Annotated in this window: 18 protein-coding genes; 15 read left to right on the forward strand and 3 right to left on the reverse strand. The window is 57.5% G+C overall.

The window, feature by feature from the left end:
* Positions 1 to 52: 52 nt before the first annotated feature.
* On the forward strand, positions 53 to 1,333 hold the full coding sequence (gabT, locus tag AABC73_RS01320) for a 4-aminobutyrate--2-oxoglutarate transaminase (protein ID WP_065835214.1): 1,281 nt from the start codon (positions 53 to 55) through the stop codon (positions 1,331 to 1,333).
* Positions 1,334 to 1,492: 159 nt separating this feature from the next.
* Complete coding sequence (locus tag AABC73_RS01325; RefSeq protein WP_341522128.1) at positions 1,493 to 2,779, forward strand: HDOD domain-containing protein; 1,287 nt, start codon at positions 1,493 to 1,495, stop codon at positions 2,777 to 2,779.
* Between the two features lie 107 nt (positions 2,780 to 2,886).
* Here the strand turns inward: AABC73_RS01325 and AABC73_RS01330 are convergent, their stop codons facing one another.
* Positions 2,887 to 3,879, reverse strand: a complete 993-nt coding sequence (locus AABC73_RS01330; RefSeq protein WP_341522129.1) for a sensor domain-containing diguanylate cyclase — start codon at positions 3,877 to 3,879, stop codon at positions 2,887 to 2,889.
* Positions 3,880 to 4,015: 136 nt separating this feature from the next.
* A complete protein-coding gene (desA, locus tag AABC73_RS01335; protein ID WP_341522130.1) occupies positions 4,016 to 5,200 on the reverse strand; it encodes a delta-9 fatty acid desaturase DesA in 1,185 nt (394 codons plus the stop codon).
* A 157-nt stretch (positions 5,201 to 5,357) separates the two neighbouring features.
* Here desA and dibA point away from each other — a divergent pair, with 157 nt between their 5' ends.
* From dibA to AABC73_RS01365, 6 genes are all read left to right on the forward strand, one after another.
* Positions 5,358 to 7,289, forward strand: a complete 1,932-nt coding sequence (dibA, locus tag AABC73_RS01340; RefSeq protein WP_341522131.1) for a phosphodiesterase DibA — start codon at positions 5,358 to 5,360, stop codon at positions 7,287 to 7,289.
* A gap of 163 nt (positions 7,290 to 7,452) precedes the next feature.
* Positions 7,453 to 7,635: a sulfur starvation response protein OscA gene (gene oscA, locus AABC73_RS01345; RefSeq protein WP_020293745.1), complete on the forward strand. Its 183-nt coding sequence runs from the start codon at positions 7,453 to 7,455 to the stop codon at positions 7,633 to 7,635.
* A gap of 142 nt (positions 7,636 to 7,777) precedes the next feature.
* A complete protein-coding gene (locus AABC73_RS01350; RefSeq protein WP_341522132.1) occupies positions 7,778 to 8,785 on the forward strand; it encodes a sulfate ABC transporter substrate-binding protein in 1,008 nt (335 codons plus the stop codon).
* A gap of 157 nt (positions 8,786 to 8,942) precedes the next feature.
* Entirely contained in the window at positions 8,943 to 9,764 is an 822-nt protein-coding gene (cysT, locus tag AABC73_RS01355) for a sulfate ABC transporter permease subunit CysT (RefSeq protein WP_065835220.1), read from the forward strand.
* A 13-nt stretch (positions 9,765 to 9,777) separates the two neighbouring features.
* Positions 9,778 to 10,650 (forward strand): sulfate ABC transporter permease subunit CysW, encoded by an 873-nt coding sequence (gene cysW, locus AABC73_RS01360; RefSeq protein ID WP_341522133.1) that lies wholly within the window; start codon positions 9,778 to 9,780, stop codon positions 10,648 to 10,650.
* Positions 10,651 to 10,653: 3 nt separating this feature from the next.
* Positions 10,654 to 11,640 (forward strand): sulfate ABC transporter ATP-binding protein, encoded by a 987-nt coding sequence (locus AABC73_RS01365; RefSeq protein WP_341522134.1) that lies wholly within the window; start codon positions 10,654 to 10,656, stop codon positions 11,638 to 11,640.
* Between the two features lie 135 nt (positions 11,641 to 11,775).
* On the opposite strand, the gene AABC73_RS01370 is transcribed toward AABC73_RS01365, so the two are convergent.
* Complete coding sequence (locus tag AABC73_RS01370) at positions 11,776 to 12,300, reverse strand: Mpo1-like protein (protein ID WP_341522135.1); 525 nt, start codon at positions 12,298 to 12,300, stop codon at positions 11,776 to 11,778.
* 85 nt (positions 12,301 to 12,385) lie between these two features.
* Here AABC73_RS01370 and AABC73_RS01375 point away from each other — a divergent pair, with 85 nt between their 5' ends.
* The 7 genes from AABC73_RS01375 to AABC73_RS01405 all read left to right on the forward strand — a co-directional run bounded on the left by AABC73_RS01375 (position 12,386) and on the right by AABC73_RS01405 (position 19,437).
* Positions 12,386 to 13,096, forward strand: coding sequence for a Crp/Fnr family transcriptional regulator (locus tag AABC73_RS01375; protein WP_341522136.1), 711 nt, complete (start codon positions 12,386 to 12,388; stop codon positions 13,094 to 13,096).
* 24 nt (positions 13,097 to 13,120) lie between these two features.
* Positions 13,121 to 13,795: a response regulator gene (locus AABC73_RS01380; protein ID WP_341522137.1), complete on the forward strand. Its 675-nt coding sequence runs from the start codon at positions 13,121 to 13,123 to the stop codon at positions 13,793 to 13,795.
* Between the two features lie 513 nt (positions 13,796 to 14,308).
* The gene (locus AABC73_RS01385) at positions 14,309 to 15,586 is read left to right on the forward strand and encodes an MFS transporter (protein WP_341524155.1); all 1,278 of its coding nucleotides are present in this window, start codon (positions 14,309 to 14,311) and stop codon (positions 15,584 to 15,586) included.
* Positions 15,587 to 15,929: 343 nt separating this feature from the next.
* The gene (locus AABC73_RS01390; RefSeq protein WP_341522138.1) at positions 15,930 to 16,511 is read left to right on the forward strand and encodes an alpha/beta hydrolase; all 582 of its coding nucleotides are present in this window, start codon (positions 15,930 to 15,932) and stop codon (positions 16,509 to 16,511) included.
* Between the two features lie 130 nt (positions 16,512 to 16,641).
* Complete coding sequence (locus tag AABC73_RS01395; protein ID WP_341522139.1) at positions 16,642 to 17,592, forward strand: sigma 54-interacting transcriptional regulator; 951 nt, start codon at positions 16,642 to 16,644, stop codon at positions 17,590 to 17,592.
* 363 nt (positions 17,593 to 17,955) lie between these two features.
* Positions 17,956 to 18,423 carry a hypothetical protein gene (locus tag AABC73_RS01400; RefSeq protein ID WP_341522140.1) on the forward strand — a complete coding sequence of 156 codons (468 nt, stop codon included), beginning with the start codon at positions 17,956 to 17,958 and terminating at the stop codon, positions 18,421 to 18,423.
* A gap of 30 nt (positions 18,424 to 18,453) precedes the next feature.
* Positions 18,454 to 19,437 (forward strand): hypothetical protein, encoded by a 984-nt coding sequence (locus tag AABC73_RS01405; RefSeq protein ID WP_341522141.1) that lies wholly within the window; start codon positions 18,454 to 18,456, stop codon positions 19,435 to 19,437.
* Positions 19,438 to 19,748 lie beyond the last annotated feature (311 nt).

Consider the following 19,748-nt stretch of genomic DNA (forward strand, 5'->3'; position numbering starts at 1 on the left):
GACTGCTTAATCCTTGACCAACGCCGACCGATGAGCGGCGAATGAGGAAACCATGAGCCAAACAAACGCAGAATTGATGAAACGCCGCGAAGCCGCTGTTCCACGCGGTGTTGGCCAGATCCACCCGATCTTCGCCGCTTCGGCCAAAAACGCTACTGTGACTGACGTTGAGGGTCGTGAATTCATCGACTTCGCTGGCGGCATCGCGGTACTGAACACCGGTCACCTGCACCCGAAAATCATTGCCGCCGTGCAAGAGCAGCTGACCAAGCTGACTCACACCTGCTTCCAGGTGCTGGCTTACGAGCCGTACGTTGAGCTGTGCGAAAAGATCAACGCCAAGGTGCCAGGTGATTTCGAGAAGAAAACCCTGTTGGTGACCACCGGCTCCGAAGCGGTTGAAAACGCCGTGAAGATCGCCCGTGCCGCCACTGGCCGTACCGGCGTGATCGCCTTCACTGGCGCTTACCACGGCCGCACCATGATGACCCTGGGTCTGACTGGCAAAGTCGTGCCTTACTCGGCCGGCATGGGCCTGATGCCAGGCGGCATCTTCCGCGCAATCTACCCATGTGAACTGCATGGCGTGAGCGTCGACGATTCCATCGCCAGCATCGAGCGCATCTTCAAGAACGACGCCGAGCCGCGCGACATCGCTGCGATCATCATCGAGCCGGTTCAGGGCGAAGGTGGTTTCTATGTGGCGCCGAAGGCGTTCATGGCTCGCCTGCGCGAACTGTGCGACAAACACGGCATCCTGCTGATCGCTGACGAAGTGCAGACCGGTGCCGGTCGTACTGGTACGTTCTTCGCCATGGAACAGATGGGCGTCAGCGCTGACCTGACCACCTTCGCCAAATCCATCGCTGGCGGTTTCCCGTTGGCCGGTGTGTGCGGCAAGGCTGAATACATGGACGCTATCGCTCCGGGCGGTCTGGGCGGCACATACGCCGGTAGCCCGGTGGCGTGCGCGGCTGCGCTGGCGGTATTGCAAGTGTTTGAAGAAGAACACCTGCTGGATCGCTGCAAGGCAGTTGGCGAGCGTCTGGTGACAGGCCTCAAGGCGATTCAGGCCAAGTACCCGGTGATCGGTGAAGTCCGTGCGCTGGGCGCGATGATCGCGCTGGAGCTGTTCGAAAACGGCGACACCCACAAGCCGAACGCTGCTGCTGTGGCGCAGGTTGTGGCCAAGGCTCGCGACAAGGGTCTGATCCTGCTGTCTTGCGGCACCTACGGCAACGTTTTGCGCGTCCTGGTACCGCTGACTTCGCCGGACGAGCAACTGGATAAAGGCTTGGCGATTCTTGAAGAGTGCTTCGCTGAACTGGCGTGAGAACGCCAAGGTCGCATTGATTAAAATGTGACCAAATGGACAAAAAAGACCCGCTTCGGCGGGTTTTTTTGCGTTTTTAGGGGGCAGATATCGCTTTCGGGGTATATCTCCAAACGGATGCATTGGCTAAGGTGAACGCATCGATGTCGGAGACTGCTGATGACTGCTGTAGATTTACCCGCGGTACCTCGCGTATTGATTGCCGAATCCGATCCACGGGTTCGCGAAACGCTGAGTGAGTTGCTCTTGAGCGTGCGCGCGGATATCGACCTTGAGATTTGCACCGATGGCAAACAGGCTGCGGAGTGGATGAAGAAGCAGCTGCCTGATCTGGTCATTGCGGCAAGAGAACTTCCTGTCATCGACGGTTTGAGCCTGTTGCGCGGTGTTCGCGGGTTACAGCGCAAGCCAGTCATTCCTTTTATCCTGATCAGTAATCGCAGCGACAGCGCCAGTGTCCGCGAGGCTGTGCCGCTCGCGCCGACTGCTTACCTGACCAAACCCTTGAATACCGAAGGCCTGCGCCAGCGCCTTGAACGCCTGTTGCTGGTGTGTCCGGTACCGAATGCGGTTCCGGCGCTGATTCCCGGTATGACTCTTGCCAGGTTTCTGGAGCAGCGACGGGATACCACCGACGGTGCGCCTTTGTTCGTGGATGTCGCGACGGCGATCAAACTCAGCAAGGGCGCCGCACGCGTCGACCCCACTTTGCTGGAGCAGGAGCTGCGCAACGACCCGCATATCACCGCGGTGCTCATCGCGGCGGCCAATAGCGCGGCGCAGCATCTGGGCACGCCTGTGCAGACACTGCCTGCTGCCTTGGCGGTGTTGGGTGGGGCGCAGAGCGCCGACATCGTTTCCAGCCTGGAAAAGAAGCGCACGTCAGTGCTGACCAACGGCGCGCTGCTGGCCAAGGCCAGTGAGCTGTGGACGTTGTCGCAACGTACTGCTGAATACGGACGCACTCTGGCGCGCATGCTTGAAGTGGATGCCGAGCGCTGTTTTTGCGCGGGACTGTTACAGACGCTGGGCGATCTGGCTGTGGTGGGTTGCCTGCAGGAATGGTTGCAGGCCGGCGGCGAACTGGATGATGAGCAGATCAGGCAATCGCTGGAGCAATATTCGGCAGCCTTCGGTTCTGCGTTGCGCACTCGCTGGCGTTTGCCCTTTGAACTGCGAGAGCTGATTGCGGCGGTTTATCAATACAACACCGGCGTTTACACCCGCGAAGTGTTGGTCATGAACCTGGCAGGGCAAATGGCGCGGCTCGGCAACGATGACAGCGTCACGCCCTTGCTCAAGACCAAGCCCGCCAGATTGCTGAAGATGAACGTCGCAGACTTGCAGCGGCTGCGCAAAAAATTCACGGGCGTGACCGATCCGGCCCTGCTGGCGCCGGAGCCGGAATCTGTCGAAGACGATCCGGAGAAACCTTCGCAGGGCTAGATTCCGTCGGAGCGAGGCTTGCCCGCGAAGAACGATAACGCGGTGAGTCTGGTCCACCGAGGCGCCTGATTTCGCGGGCAAGCCTCGCTCCAACAGTCTGACGCCTGCTAGACCAACACAATCTGATTCTTGCCCTGGCGTTTGGCCTGGTACATGGCGGCGTCGGCGCGGCCGTACAGGGCTTCGAGGCTTTGATCGGCGTCGCCCAGGTTGGTCAAACCCTGGCTGGCGGTGATGCCAAATGTCACGCCATCACGCTGGAAGCTCAAACGCTGGATTTCCCGTTGCAGGCGTTCGGCGATCTGTTTGGCCATGTCAGGGGCGCAGCCGGGGAAAACTGCGGCGAACTCCTCACCGCCAATCCGGCCGAACAGATCACCACGGCGTAACGTTCCTCGACCGCACTCGGCGATGCGCTGCAACACCAGATCGCCTTCCTGGTGGCCGTAAGTATCATTGACCAGCTTGAAGTCATCGATGTCCAGCAACAGGAACGCCAGTGGCGTGCCATTCAGGCGCGCCTGTTCGAATTCGCGCTGGGCGCAGTCGAAGAAGTGGCGGCGGTTGCTGCTCTGGGTGAGCACGTCGGTGGTGGCCAGACGCTGTAATTCGCTCTCCAGCTGCTTCTTTTCAGTGATGTCTTCGGCGATGCCGACCACGATCAAGCGATGCCCGGCGTCCGCCTGATGGCTGACGAAACACTTGTCGCTGAGCCAGCGTATTTCGCCATCGGCGCGGATGATGCGGTATTCGCGATCTTCGATGGAGCCTTTTTCGATCACCTCGTTGAGGCTGCGCTCGGCGTAATTCAGGTCATCCGGGTAGATGCTGTCGCGCCATTCGCCGTAGTCGGCCAGCAGCAAGCCGGCCGAGCGCCCGAAAATCCGTTCATAGGCGGGGCTGACGTAAATCATCTGCTGAGTCGCCCAGTCGAACGCCCACAGCACCGCGTTAACGCTGACCAATAGCGAACTGAACAGTTGCTCTCGTTCGCTCAGGCGCGCGACTTCTGCCTGGGCATGCATTAACGCCAGCAGTGTTTCCGCTGCAGCGGGCATGTCGACAGTAGAGGCGGGGGGAGCGGGGTTCTGGTTGTCCATGGCACTGCATCTCAAGAAGAAGTGCGGCGCACAGCCACAACATTTCCCACGAAGGTTATGGGCTGATGTTCAGAGTGATTTTCAGGGGTGAAGTTCCGCAAAGGCGCGCCGGAGAAGGGCGCGCCGATCAACGGTGTCAGGCGTGGGCAGGACGTAGCGAGTAGGTTTTGAGCTGATCTGCGAAGTCGTGCAGCGAAGCAATGCCGCTGGCTTCGGCTTCGTGGATCCAATCCTTGATCGCCGCGAGCATGTCATGCCCATTGCTGCTGGTCTTGAGCCAGATCTGCTGCAGGGCCAGGCGTTTTTCGTAAATTACTTTCAGCGCCTGGCTGTGCTCCAGCATGGACTGGATATGCAGGTGATGCTTGTCTTCCAGCAGGCTGGTTTCCCGAGACAACAGCGCTTTGGCACGATGGAATTGATGGCGTACCGACGCGTCAGCCTTGGCCAGTTCCTGCGTAACCAGCGGGCCGATAACCAGCTTGCGGTACTGGGCCATGATCTGGAAGCGGTTGTTGAGAATCGCCATCGCGGTGTCCATGTCCAGATTGCCTTTGCCTTCGACCCGATGGGCGATGGGCGCAACGCGCTGTACTTTGGCCAGACGCAGGGCGCTGAACACTTTGATCCACGCCCAGCCCATGTCGAATTCCCACTTCTTGACCGAGAGCTTGGCCGAGTTGGGATAGGTGTGATGGTTGTTGTGCAGTTCTTCGCCGCCAATGATGATGCCCCACGGCACCAGATTGGTCGCCGCATCACGGCATTCGAAATTGCGATAACCCACCGCGTGGCCAAGGCCGTTGACCACACCAGCGGCCCAGAACGGAATCCACATCATCTGGATCGCCCAGACGGTGATGCCCAGCGCGCCGAACAGCAACAGGTCGATAACGGCCATGATCGCGATGCCCAACAGCGGGAAGCGGGTATAGAGATTTCGTTCGATCCAGTCTTCCGGGCAGTTTTTCCCGTAGATGCGCAAGGTGTCCGGGTTTTCCGCTTCGGCGCGATACAGCTCGGCACCTTTGCGCAGCACGGTAGACAAGCCTTTGATGACCGGGCTGTGCGGGTCATCGACGGTTTCGCATTTGGCGTGATGCTTGCGATGGATAGCGGTCCATTCGCGGGTGTTCTGCGCCGTGGTCAGCCACAGCCAGAAACGAAAGAAATGTTTGAGACCTGCATTCAGCTCCAGCGAGCGGTGCGCCGAGTAGCGATGCAGATAAACCGTGACGCCGACGATAGTCACATGGGTTATCGCCAGAGTGACTGCCACCAACTGCCAGACGGAAAGATCGAGCAGACCGTTGTACCACATAGGCTGTGTTGCCCTCGAAGTGACGCGCGTGAAGAAAAAAGTAACAGTGCGCATTATCACTTAGCCGTCAGATAAAACCAGTCGACCTTTCAGATAAGAGTCGCCAGATGTTTCTTACCCTATAATCCCATCCTTTCGTAAGGCTTTTCGTTTTCTTATGACTGAATCTTCCCGAAACGCCCTGTGTACGGCCCTGTTGTATGGACTGGTGTCCGTCCTGTGGCTGGCATTCTGCGACTACGTGCTGCCCGATATCATCGAGAATCCAGCGCAATTGGCGTTAGCGCAGCAGATAAGCGCTTATGCGTGGGTGTTGCTCAGTGCCGTTCTGGTTTTTGTGGCGCGTGGCCGACTGCTGAAATTCATGCGCAATGACGACAGGGTGCACCGTCAGAGTGAAGATCATGACCGCTTGCGCCTGGCGGCGGCGGTATTCGACAGCACCAACGAAGGCGTCGTGGTCACCAATAGCGAGGGGCTCATCGTCCATGTCAATCGCGCCTTCATGCAGATTACCGGCTACCAGCAGGACGAAGTGCTGGGCATGAATCCGAGCAAGTTCAAATCGGGTCGGCATGGCCCGGAGTTCTACCGGCAGATGTACCGCTCGATTCTCAGTGCCGGTCAGTGGAGCGGCGAGATCTGGAACCGCCGCAAAAGCGGCGAGATATACCCGCAATGGCAGAGCATCCGCAGCATCAAGGGCGACAATGGCGAGATAAAACATTTTGTTGCAGTTTTTTCCGACATAACCGCTATCAAGCGCTCGGAACATGAGCTGCTGCACTTGGCGCATTACGATGCATTGACGGGCTTGCCGAACCGCCTGCTGTTCATCGACCGCACCGGCCAGGCGCTGGCATCCGCTCGTTCCAGCAAACGCGGCTGCGCACTGCTGTTGATCGATCTCGATCATTTCAAGCACATCAACGACAGCCTGGGCCATAACGTCGGTGACGAAATCCTCAAGGCCGTGGGCGAGCGTCTCGAAGGTTTCTTCGATAAAACCCTGACCCTGGCGCGTCTGGGCGGTGATGAATTCGGCTTGTTGATCGAAAACTGTCAGCAAGTGGTCCAGGCGGCCAACTATGCGCAGCAGATCATCGATGGCTTCAAGGCACCGTTCATCGTCAATGAGCAGCAATTATTCATCAGCGCGAGTATTGGCATCAGCCTGTTCCCCAGCGATGCCTTGAGCGCGGAGCAATTGCTGCGTAACGCTGATTCCGCACTGTTCAAGGCCAAGAGCGACGGCCGTGAAGGTTATGCGTTGTACACAGAAGAGCTGACCGCCCACGCTCAGCAGCGGGTGCAACTGGCCAGCGAGCTGCGCCGCGCCATCGAGAATGACGAGCTGCGCGTCTTCTATCAGCCGATCCATGATCTGCAGGACAGCTGCATTATCGGCGTCGAGGCGTTGGTGCGCTGGCAACATCCGAATCGCGGCCTGGTGCCGCCGGGAGAATTCATCCCGATCGCCGAGCAAAGCGGTTTGATCGCCGACATTGATGCCTGGGTGCTGAAGACCTCCTGCTATCAGATGACCCGCTGGCTGGCGGCGGGCGTTGCGATTTCCTTTGTGGCGGTCAACGTCTCCAGTCGGTTGTTCAGTCGCGGCGACCTGGAACGCCAGGTGGCGAAGGTGCTGGCTGAAACCGGTCTGGACCCGGTCTATCTGGAGTTGGAAGTGACCGAAAGCGCGGTCATGGAAGATCCGGAGCAAGCCATTGAGCAGATGCATCGGCTGCGCGGCCTGGGCCTGAGCCTGTCCATCGATGATTTCGGCACCGGTTATTCATCGCTGCTGCGACTCAAGCGGATGCCCGTGCAAAAGCTGAAAATCGATCAGGGCTTCGTTGCCGGGCTGCCCAGCGATGAAGACGACATCGCCATTGTCCGGGTGATCATCGCCCTGGCGCAAAGCATGGGCATGCGGGTGTTGGCCGAAGGCATCGAGCATGCCGAGCAAGCCAGTTTCCTGCTCGACAACGGTTGTCAGCTGGGCCAGGGCTACTGGTTTGCGCGCCCGATGCCTGCCGAGCAGATCGATTGGCTGCGCGCTCCGGGCTTTCGCGAGCCCATCATCTAGTCGGCTAACGTTGCGGTCTTTAATCTAAATTCATTTTGGTTATATATAGATTCTTAAATAGTCTTTTTAAGAATAACTGTGCGTCTCTAATATTGCCTCCATGCCACAAGCAGTCCGGACCCAGAACCGGTACTGCAGGCTTCTCAATTCAAGGGGCACGATCATGAGCGCATCTCTGCGTAGCGTTGACGGTCAGGACGAAGCGGCGATTCTGCGCGAGATTCAGAGTGCGCTGCGCGACCTGCGTTTCGGAGCGGTTGAAATCACTGTTCACAATGCACAAGTGGTGCAGATCGAGCGTAAAGAGAAATTCCGGTTGCAGAATCCGGGTACCAAACCGAGCTGAGATAAGGGATTGCTGTAGGACCGGCTTCAGCCGGGAGGAAGGTCGGATGGATGCTTGCTCCCGGCTGAAGCCGGTCCTACCAAGACACGATCATCAAAAACTAGAAAAACCAACACAACCAGAATTTCCAGGAGCTTGATCCATGTCCATTCGCCGTTATGCGCTGGCCGCACTCGCCAGTGCCGTGTTTGCCGGTTCCGCTGTTGCCAAGGATTACGAGCTGCTCAACGTGTCGTACGATCCGACGCGTGAGCTGTATCAGGACTACAACGCCGAGTTCATCAGCTTCTGGAAAAAGACTCATCCGGACGACAAGGTCGACATCAAGCAATCCCATGGTGGTTCGGGCAAGCAAGCTCGTTCGGTGATCGACGGCCTGCGCGCTGACGTAGTGACCCTGGCTCTGGCCGGTGACATCGATGAAGTCGCCAAACTGGGCAAAGGCTTGCCGGAAAACTGGCAGACCCGCCTGCCGGATGCGAGCACGCCTTACACGTCGACCATCGTTTTCCTGGTGCGCAAGGGCAATCCCAAAGGCATCAAGGACTGGAATGACCTGATCAAGAAAGACGTGTCGGTCATCACGCCAAACCCGAAAACCTCCGGCGGTGCGCGCTGGAACTTCCTTGCGGCCTACGGCTATGGCCTGAAGACCGGCGGCAGCGAAGCCGAGGCTCAGGAATACGTGAAAAAACTGTTTAAACACGTTCCTGTGCTGGACACCGGCGCTCGCGGTTCGACCATCACTTTCGTCAACAACGGTCAGGGCGATGTGCTGCTGGCGTGGGAAAACGAAGCGTTCCTGGCGCTGAAAGAAGACGGCGGCGCGGACAAGTTCGACATCGTCGTACCTTCGCTGTCGATTCTGGCTGAGCCGCCAGTCGCTGTTGTCGACAAGAACGCCGAAAAGAAAGGCAATACCGAAATCGCAACTGAATACCTGAAACACCTGTACAGCAAGGAAGGCCAGGAAATCGCCGCGAAGAACTTCTACCGTCCGCGTAACGCTGAAGTCGCTGCCAAATATGAAAAGCAGTTCCCGAAACTGAACCTGCTGACTATCGACAAAGACTTCGGCGGCTGGAAAACTGCTCAGCCCATGTTTTTCAATGATGGCGGTGTGTTCGACCAGATCTACCAGGCGCAGTGATGTAGCTCAGACACCTGTAGGACTGGCTTTAGCCGGGAGGACGCTCTCGCGGCTAAAGCCGCTCCTACGGTAGATCGCGTTATGTCAGCGAGCGTTTTTTAGCTGAACCATGAACCCGCATTCGTTTGCGGGTTCCGTGTGTCAACCAAGGACTTTTATGTCGCGACGTACCTCCCCCGTCATACCCGGCTTCGGGCTGACGCTGGGTTACACCTTGGTGTACCTCAGTCTGATTGTGTTAATCCCGCTGGCCGCCATGTTCATCCATGCCGCGCAGCTGACCTGGGATCAATTCTGGGCAATCATCACCGCGCCGCGCGTGCTCGCTGCTCTCAAACTGAGCTTCGGCACGGCGTTTTATGCGGCGGTTATCAATGGTCTGATCGGCGTATTGCTGGCCTGGGTGTTGGTGCGTTACACCTTCCCCGGCCGCAAGATCATCGACGCGATGATTGATTTGCCATTCGCCTTGCCCACCGCCGTAGCCGGTATCGCCTTGACGGCGTTGTACACGCCGACCGGGCTCGTCGGGCAATTCGCCGCGGACCTGGGATTCAAGATTGCCTACACGCCGCTGGGTATTACCCTCGCGCTGACCTTCGTCACGCTGCCGTTCGTGGTACGCACCGTGCAACCGGTTCTGGCTGACATCCCCCGGGAAGTCGAAGAAGCCGCCGCTTGCCTGGGTGCGCGTCCGTTGCAGGTGTTTCGCTACATCCTCGTTCCCGCGTTGCTGCCCGCCTGGCTGACCGGTTTCGCCCTGGCGTTTGCCCGTGGCGTCGGCGAGTACGGCTCGGTGATCTTCATCGCCGGCAACATGCCGATGAAAACCGAGATCCTGCCGCTGCTGATCATGGTCAAGCTCGACCAGTACGATTACACCGGAGCGACGGCTATCGGCGTGATGATGCTGGTGGTTTCCTTCATTCTGCTGCTGCTGATCAACTTGCTGCAGCGGCGCATTGAAACCCCATCCTGAGGAGGCGCAGAGCATGTCCTATTCATCTGTTTCAGCCGCCGCCTCCGCCAATGCCGCCCGTCGTGGCAGCGCGCTGTCGCGTCGTATCCTGATTGGCCTGTGCTGGCTGGTGTTCATTCTGTTCCTGGGTTTGCCGCTGTTCATCGTGGTTTCCCAGGGGTTGAAAAACGGTCTGGGCGCGTTCTTCACTGCGATTCTCGAGCCGGATGCCTTGTCGGCCCTGAAGCTGACGGTCATCGCTGTATTGATTTCGGTGCCGCTCAACGTGGTGTTCGGTGTCAGCGCGGCCTGGTGCGTGAGCAAATACTCGTTCCGTGGCAAAAGCATGCTGGTGACGCTGATCGATCTGCCGTTCTCGGTCTCGCCGGTCATCGCCGGTCTGGTCTATGTATTGATGTTTGGCGCTCAGGGCCTGTTCGGGCCGTGGTTGCAGGATCACGACATCCAGATCGTGTTCGCGCTGCCGGGCATCGTTTTGGCGACCATCTTCGTCACGGTGCCTTTCGTGGCCCGTGAACTGATCCCGCTGATGCAGGAGCAGGGCACGCAAGAAGAGGAGGCCGCGCGTTTGCTCGGCGCCAACGGCTGGCAGATGTTCTGGCACGTCACGGTGCCGAACATCAAATGGGGCCTGATCTACGGCGTGGTGCTCTGTACTGCACGGGCCATGGGTGAGTTTGGCGCGGTGTCGGTGGTTTCCGGGCACATTCGCGGCGTCACCAATACCCTGCCGCTGCACGTCGAAATCCTCTACAACGAATACAACCACGTCGCAGCCTTTGCGGTGGCGAGCCTGTTGCTGATCCTGGCGCTGTTCATCCTGCTGCTCAAGCAGTGGAGTGAAGCGCGCATTAACCGTCTGCGCCAAAGTGCGGCGGAGGAATAATTCATGTCGATCGAAGTCCGTAATGTCAGCAAGAATTTCAATGCCTTCAAGGCCCTGAGCAGCATCAATCTGGACATCCAGAGTGGCGAGCTGGTGGCGTTGCTCGGCCCGTCCGGCTGCGGCAAGACCACCTTGTTGCGCATCATTGCCGGTCTGGAAACCCCGGATCAGGGCAGCATTGTCTTCCACGGCGAAGACGTTTCCGGCCATGACGTGCGTGATCGTAACGTCGGGTTTGTGTTCCAGCATTACGCGCTGTTCCGGCACATGACGGTGTTCGACAACGTCGCGTTCGGCCTGCGCATGAAACCCAAGAATCAGCGCCCTAACGAAACCCAGATCGCGGTCAAGGTTCATGAGTTGCTGAACATGGTGCAACTGGACTGGCTGGCGGATCGCTATCCGGAGCAGTTGTCCGGCGGTCAGCGTCAGCGGATTGCCCTGGCGCGCGCCCTGGCGGTGGAGCCCAAAGTGTTGCTGCTCGACGAGCCGTTCGGCGCACTGGACGCCAAGGTGCGTAAAGAGCTGCGCCGCTGGCTGGCGCGCCTGCACGAGGACATCAACCTGACGTCGGTTTTCGTGACGCACGACCAGGAAGAAGCCATGGAAGTGGCGGATCGCATCGTGGTGATGAACAAAGGCGTGATCGAGCAGATCGGCTCGCCGGGCGAAGTCTACGAGAACCCGGCCAGCGATTTCGTCTATCACTTCCTGGGCGACTCCAATCGCCTGCATCTGGGTGAAGATCAGGTGTTGTTCCGGCCGCACGAAGTGTCGTTGTCACGGCATGAACTGGAAGACCACCACGCCGCACTGGTGCGCGACATCCGCCCGCTGGGCGCCACGACTCGGGTCACCCTGAAAGTGGAAGGCCAGAACGAGCTGATCGAAGCCGAAGTGGTCAAGGATCACGACAGCCTGGTCGGCCTGACGCGGGGCGAAACGCTGTTCTTCAAGCCGAAGGTCTGGCAGAAAGTGGCGAATATCTGAGTGGTGTGAAGGATTGGCGGGGAACTGTGGGAGCGAGCTTGCTCGCGAAGAGGCAGATACATCCGGCCCATCTTCTGGGGCTGGAAATCGCCTTCGCGAGCAAGCCTCGCTCCCACGGGTTCCGTGTTCAACGTTTTAAATAATTGGCTTCAAACTACGCTTGTGCACCCCCCCAACCCTTTTCTCAATCGCATGCTGCAACGGCTTGCGCAGCCCCAGCAGAAACGCCAGCTCGGCCACGACAAACAGCGGGCCGATGATCAAGCCGGTTACGTCATCGATGAACGCCGGTTTGCGGCCTTCGTAATAATGGCCGATGAACTGGATGATCCAGCCCACCACAAACATCCCGACGCCCGCGCTCAGCCAGATCAAGGTCGACTGCTGCGCCAGATGCGCGCCTAGCCAAACGCATAGTCCCAGCAAGGCCGCCATCAACACGCCGAGCGGACCATCCAGACGCACATAGAAAATCACCGACGCCAGACTCACCAGCGCTGCCGGCGACAGCCAAAAACCGCCTAACATCCAGCCGGGCCGCGACAACAGGACCGCGACTGCCAGAACAATCAGCGGAATACCGATGAAATGGCTGACAATATTTCGGGAATCGCGATGGTAGGACGCGTATTGGCTGAGGTGATCGACGAGGTTTTTCATTATTTTTCCTCTTTGGCTGACGCTCGGAGTTTGCTACGGTTTCGGCCATAAAAACTATTTGCCGTCACAGGGAGCAAGCGAAAACATGTCAAACGGAGCTGCATGGCGGTCGCGATTGATGACCGATTATTGGTTCGCCAATCTTCCCGCCGATTTGCAGGATAGCCTGTTGGACGCCTCACGACAGCGTCGCCGAACCCCGGGAAAATTGCTCTTCGAAAAAGACGACGCGCCTTGTGGTCTTTACGTACTGCTTGAAGGAGGGTTTCGTGTGGGCAGTGTTGTCGATCAGCGCCTGGCCCCGCGTCTGGAAGAGGTTCGCATGCCTTACTGGTTTGGCGAGGTGTCATTGTTTGACGGCTTGCCGCGCGGCCATGACGTGTATTCCCTGGGCAACAGCATCTTCCTGCATATTCCCCATGCGATGCTTATCGGGATTCTGGAAAAAACTCCGGCGTACTGGCGTTTTTTCGCCGAGTTGCTCAGTCAGAAACTGGGTCTGACGCTGCTGCATTCCGAACGCATCAAGCTGCTGCCCGCCAAGGCGCGGGTCGCCTGGAGGCTACTGCTCTTGTCCGAAGGTTATGGCCCGATGAGCCATGCCCGGCGCCTGATCGCGCTGGATGATATTCAGTCGATGCGCACGGCGGCTTTGTCACGTCCGGCGCTGCTTGAAGTGCTTCAAGAACTGCACACGCGCAAGATTCTGCGGCTCGATACGGACCGGGTGGAAATCTTCGATGTGGTGAAATTACGCAAGGCGGCCAACTTCATGCGTGCCAAATCGTTATGCTGACGGTACAGACCAACGAGGTGAGTCATGCGGCTGCTGTTAGTGGAATACGATGCCAAGACGGCAAACAACCTGGCTGAAGGCTTCTCCAAGTCGGGTTTTACCCTGGATGTGGCGCTCAATGGCCTGGACGGCCGTCACTTTGTCGAAGAGCAAACCTACGACCTGATCATCCTCGACGTGATGCTGCCGGGCCTCAATGGCTGGCAACTGCTGAAACTGATACGTCAGCGCGGCACCACGCCGGTGTTGTTCCTGACTGCGGCCGACGCCATCGAAGATCGCCTGCGCGGGCTGGAGCTGGGCGCCGACGACTATCTGCTCAAGCCGTTCACCTTTGATGAGTTGCTGGTTCGCGTGCGCACCTTGTTGCGTCGCGGGCCGACCGGGGATGCCGCGAGCTACAGCATTGCCGACCTTGAAATCGACATCACCCGGCAGCGCGTCAGCCGGGGCGGGCAGCGGATTTCCCTGAGTGAAAACGAATTCGCCTTGCTGCAATTGCTCGCCAGTCGCCAAGGCGATGTCCTGTCCCGCACTCTTATCGCCGCCCAGATATTCGCTGGCGACACCCGGCCCATCGACGTCGCCGTCCACCGCCTGCGTTCGAAAATCGACGAGCGCTACCTGCCCAAGCTGATCCATACCGTGGGTGACGTGGGTTATCAGCTGGCAGTGCTGGAAGCGTTTGATTTGCGCTAGCGCAGGCCCGTTGGAGCGACGCTTGTCCGCGAATCAGGCACCGCGGTGGGCGAGACGATCCGCGTTATCGTTCTTCCCGGGCAAGCCTCGCTCCCACATTCATGACCAGTCAGTCATTAGTCGTCGTATAACATCGCCACTCATTCCTTCCCCTACGCAAAACCCCAAACCCCCTATAGCCAATAGTCGTATCCCCGTTTTCTCCAGTTGACATTGTTACAGGATGTGTCTTTAAATCGGCTCAGTCGTACGACGACTAGGCGAAATCGACTTTCGTCCACCAAAAAAATAATACAAACGGTAACAACGTCATGAACGTCTCTTTCTGCACCCTCGGGTGGGATTTTCCCTGCAGCGACTCTTTCATCGCCCATTCGGCGCTGTCGCCTTGCGCGCTGCAATCGGTCACTAACAACTGAACACAACCGCCGCCCGGTAATCACCGGGGGACGCTCGCCACCACTCCAAAAACAACAGGGTGAAGAGATGAAAATCAAAGGAATACGCTGGTGGATGGTCGGGTTGGTCACGGCCGGCCTGATCGTCAATTACCTCGCGCGCAACACGCTGTCCGTGGCCGCGCCAACGCTGATGAGCGAGTTGAGCATCAGCACCGAGCAGTACTCGCATATCGTCGTGGCGTGGCAGGTTTGCTATGCGCTGATGCAACCGGTGGCGGGCTACATCATTGATGCCATCGGCACCAAGATGGGTTTCGCGATTTTCGCCGTGGCCTGGTCGGCGGCGTGTGCGGCAGCAGCTTTTGCCACGGGTTGGCAGAGCCTGGCGATCTTTCGCGGGATGCTCGGTCTTACTGAAGCCGCAGGCTTGCCGGCTGGCGTTAAAGCCACCACGGAATGGTTCCCGGCCAAAGAGCGCTCGGTGGCCATCGGCTGGTTCAACATCGGTTCGTCCGTGGGTGCGCTGCTGGCACCGCCGCTGGTTGTCTGGGCAATTCTGCAAAGTGGCTGGGAGCTGGCGTTTCTGATCGTCGGCGCGCTGGGCGTCTTGTGGAGCGGCCTGTGGTTGCTGCTCTACAAACATCCCCGCGATCAAAAGCGCTTGAGCGATACCGAGCGCGATTACATCCTCAGCGGCCAGGAGTCGCACCTCAAGGATGTGCCGACGCAGAAAGGCAGCTGGAAGAAAATCATCACCAGCCGCAATTTCTACGCCATCGCTTCGGCACGAATCCTCTCCGAGCCTGCCTGGCAGACATTCAACGCCTGGATTCCGCTGTATCTGATGACCGAGCGACACATGAATATCAAGGAAATCGCCATGTTCGCCTGGCTGCCGTTCCTGGCGGCTGATGTCGGCTGCGTATTGGGCGGCTACTTGAGCCCGTTCTTCCACAAGTACTGCAAAGTCTCGCTGTTCACTTCGCGCAAGCTGGTGCTGCTGTTCGGCGCGTCCTGCATGATCGGCCCGGCATGCATCGGTCTGGTGGACAGCCCGTACACCGCCATCGCGTTGCTGTGTGTCGGTGGCTTTGCGCACCAGACGCTTTCCGGCGCGCTGTATTCGATCACTTCCGACTCATTCGGCAAAAACGAAGTGGCAACCGCGACCGGCATGGGCGGCATGTTCGGCTATCTCGGCGCAGCGGCGTTCACCCTGGTGTTCGGCGTGCTGGTGACCAAGATCGGCTACAGCCCGCTGTTCGTGGTGTTGGCGATCTTCGATGTGGTGGCGGCGATTGTGGTGTGGAACGTTGCCCGGGAATTGCCGAAGCAGCCTGATCCGGTTGCTGTCGAGCCAGGAAGTGCGCCGCTGTTACCGACCGTTTGATGGCGCGGTGATTATCAATGTGGGAGCGAGCTTGCTCGCGAAGGCGGTTTCAGATCGGGGATTTCGCCAAACGCAAGCCACTTCGCGAGCAAGCTCGCTCCCACAGAGCTGAAGTCGTTTTTTTGTAACACAACGCGTCTATCTTCAACCGTGCCCGCAGAAACACGCGGGTACGGACACCACGATTTTCATAGGGGGCGCGCCTTAGGCAGGGAGCGACCCCTTTTTTTATCTGCTCATATGCAATTAAGTGCTTAATAAATAGCTTCTTATTCCTTAACGAATATATGTCCCTTCCTTATACTTGGCCTCATGACCGCACCCCATGCAGGAGGCTGACCCCATGCACAACGAGTCGATTCGCTATCTGATCGTGCCAGGCTGGCAAGGGTCACCCGTTGATCATTGGCAAACTCACTGGCAATACAGCCTGCCTAACAGCACGCGCGTCGAACAGGCCGATTGGCTCAAGCCGCGTCGCGAGGACTGGGTTGGCGAATTGCAACGCAGTATTGCCGCCGACAGCACGCCGGTGATTTTGATTGCGCACAGCCTGGGGTGCGTGACCGTTGCCCATTGGGCGCGCCTGGCGCCGTTGGAATCCTTGCGTCAGGTGCGCGGGGCGTTGCTGGTTGCGCCAGCGGATGTCGAACGGCCCAACTGCTCGCCCGCGCTGCGTAATTTCGCGCCGATTCCGAAGGACTTGCTGCCGTTCCCGACGCAGATCGTCACCTCCGACAATGACGCGGCGGTCAGCACGCAACGGGCCATGGAAATGGCTCGGGACTGGGGTGCGGATATCGGCATTCTCAGTGAAGCAGGGCACATCAACGTCAAATCTGGTCATCGTCGCTGGGAACAAGGTTTCGCCTATCTGTATCGCTTGCAGAGCCGAATGGAACATCACGCTCTGCGTCGCGCATGAACTCACCCGACGCGATGAACGTCGCGTTTTCCTTTTCCTTATGTCGTCAATCTCCCCAGCCGGGCCATTTGGTCCGGATATTCATTTTTTAACGCGTGAGCCGTCGCAAGGCTCGGGCGGGAGTTTTGCCATGAGCCTCAAAGAACCCTTCGGTCAGCCGTTATTGACCTTTCCCGATGCCGAAAAGAGCCCGCTGAGCATTCGCGCCAAGGCGCTGGTATTCGTTGACCCACGCTCGCGGCAGTTGCGTGAGGAAATGGAACAGCTGGCACCGCGCTCGCTGCCAGTACTGATCCGTGGCGAATCCGGCACAGGCAAGGAATTGCTGGCGCGCCACATCCATCGCGGCAGTGATCGCACTGGCCTGTTCGTGTCGGTCAATTGCGGCGCGATCAGCCCGACCTACGCCGATGCCGAGCTGTTCGGTTATGCCGCCGGCGCCCACAGCGGTTCAGTCAGCAGCCGCGCCGGATGGTTCGGCTCTGCCAACGGCGGCACGCTTTACCTGGATGAAATCGGCGATTTGCCGCTGCCGATCCAGACCAAACTGCTCGCCGCCCTTGAGAACCACGAAGTCACTCGCGTCGGCGCCCAGCAGCCCAGCCCGGTGGACGTGCGCTTGGTCGCGGCCACCAGCATTGATCTGGCCAAGGCCGTGGCTGCCGGCAAATTCCACGAGCGCTTGTTTCACTACCTGAGTGAAGGGCATCTGGAATTGCCCTCGCTACGCGAACAGCCGGGCAACATCCTGCCGCTGGCCGAATATTTTCTCGGCATCTATAGCAATCGGCTGAACCTCGACGTGCCGCTGATCAGCGACGCGGCGCAACTCGTGCTGGAAGCCCATAGCTGGCCGGGCAACACCCGCGAGCTGGAAAACGTCATCCACTTTGCCTTGCTGGTCAGCAGCGGTGACGAGATCCTGCCGGAGCATTTGAACCTGCCGGAAAGCGTCGATCCGCTGGTGGAAATAGAGCGGCTTGTAGGAAAGCTTCTTGTTGATGCAAAGGTTGAGCAACTCTTTGCGGTGCAGCGGCTGCTCGAAGCGGTCGACAGAAAGCGGAAAGCGACTGTCAGTTAAGTCACCGCGTTAGGGTTGCCCGATGCCGCACCCATCTGGGAGCGGCATTTGCTCCGTCGCCAAGGTCATCCTTGCGTGCTCACTTCTCCGAAATTTCCTACTGCATCCCATCAAACTGACTACGCAACTAATGCCTGGATCTTAAAGTATTTGGCGCAGTGTCCTAGTTTCATATCCAATAAGGCCCCTTCTTTGGGGTTGTTTATTTCCGTTAGTTACAGTGACTGGACATACGGGTTTTTTTTGTCCAGTCTCTCGTCCGGAAGCAATAACGGGTTCGTTTCGAATGAACTTGTTATTGCTCGCCAGGTAAGATTTATCGCTTCTAAAGTTGCATAATGTTTCTTGTAAAGGATTACACGTATGAACTTCTCATGGGGCGCCTCAGGCGCCATGTTATGTCTGGCTCTCGGTTTTGGTTCCACTGCAATGGCGCAGGATTCTGGAAATATCGGTACGCTGACGCTTTATGGTAACGGTGGTGAGACAGACACCAATACCTGCAAGATACCGATGAAAGACGGCCGTGTTGTCATGGGTAAATCCTATGGCTGCAAGAATGACGATTATTATTATTTCAAAATTACTACCGGGCAACCGGGAACCATTATCACGTTTGGCGACAGCCCGTCCTGTTCAACATCGGAGCCCGTCTACAAATACCTTATCGTCGGCGGCCGTGGCGAGGAGTTAAATATGACTGCGATCAGCGAACTCGCTCATGATGGCAGCACCAACAAATTTGTGCAGGGCCATCTGGAAACGTTTGGAAGCCCCAAAAAGGGTAGGTTGAGCGGCAAGCTTTCTTGCGTTCAATTCTCGAAATATTAAAATAGATACGTCAAGTATAAGGATATACTTATGAATAATCTGGTTAACGAATCCACAGTTAAATGGTCCAGGCTTGGGCATTTTTCGGTCGAATCGACCACTGGCAATACTCAGCTGTATGCAAACGGCCGGCAGCAAGTGGAGTTGCTGGTAAAAATCCAAGTCGTCGATGACAATGGCACTTCTGTGCCGCTGAGTGACGCAGAGGCGAGCAGTCTCCAGCTGATCCAATACGACGATAACAGCGTAGTGGAACGCGAGATATTCTCTCGTGAGCCGCTTCCCTCCAATACCTGGCGTTGGTCATATGATTACAACCAGGACTACAGCTTCTTGCCAGGCACCAGCTCCTTTGCCGATCAGTCACCGTCGAACAGCAAAGCAACGCTTCAGACGCTTAGCACAGTTTACCTGCGCACGACGAGTCTCAGACCGCTGAAATTCGCATTGCAAATAACCCGAGAAGACGGTCAGGTCTTTCGATCCATTAACCCTGATTTGGAGAAAGGCTTTATGACGGTCACTCCACTTCCGGCTCGTCAATATAAGCCCAGCGACTACTTATTCAAACCTATCCCTATTGTGGTGCCGGGTAATCCGGACAGTCCTGCTGCGCACGACGGTCATGACTTTTATCCTCTCGAACTGTATGAGGGTGGTGAGCAGGTTCAGTTCACCCGGTATTCGCTCAAGGTGTCGCAGGAAAATATTTTTCGCTTTGATATCGCGCCCAGAACACGGGGCAGTTACACCAGCCTGACGGCACCTGGCGACCGATACCTGAAATACTCCAATTACAATCTTAATAATCCACTATTGGAGATAGGCGGCAGTTACGTCAAGGATGGAACTATCGTGGTCGCCCTGATTCATAGAAATATTGTCATGCTATCGGGCGGCGCGCCCAATAACGATGAAGTGATGTCATTTTCGGTAGTAGACATTTATGGAAATGATCACAATTTCCGCATCAGGTTTCAAGGTACAGGTCGTAAGCTCCTGGAGCTTTTTTAAGTTAGATAAAGGCGCCTGATTCGTCAGGTGCCTTTTACATGGAAGTAAAATTAATGAATGTGTCTACGCAATCAGGCATTAACTCCAATGCTTTCAATTTTTTGAGTTTCATTGACTCGGGGGTGGATCCGCGCACAGGCACTTACAGTTGCGGTATCTCAATCTCCAGGATATTGGGCAACGCATTGGCCGGGCCATCGTTGCCCTTGGCACTTTCCTTTAGCGGGCTTGGCGGCGCCGATGTCGGCTTTGGCACAGGCTGGTCACTGTCGATGACCCATTGTGATGCTGCTGTGGGCAAACTTATGCTG

Source organism: Pseudomonas sp. G.S.17 (genome assembly GCF_038096165.1).
Classification (GTDB): Bacteria; Pseudomonadota; Gammaproteobacteria; order Pseudomonadales; family Pseudomonadaceae; genus Aquipseudomonas.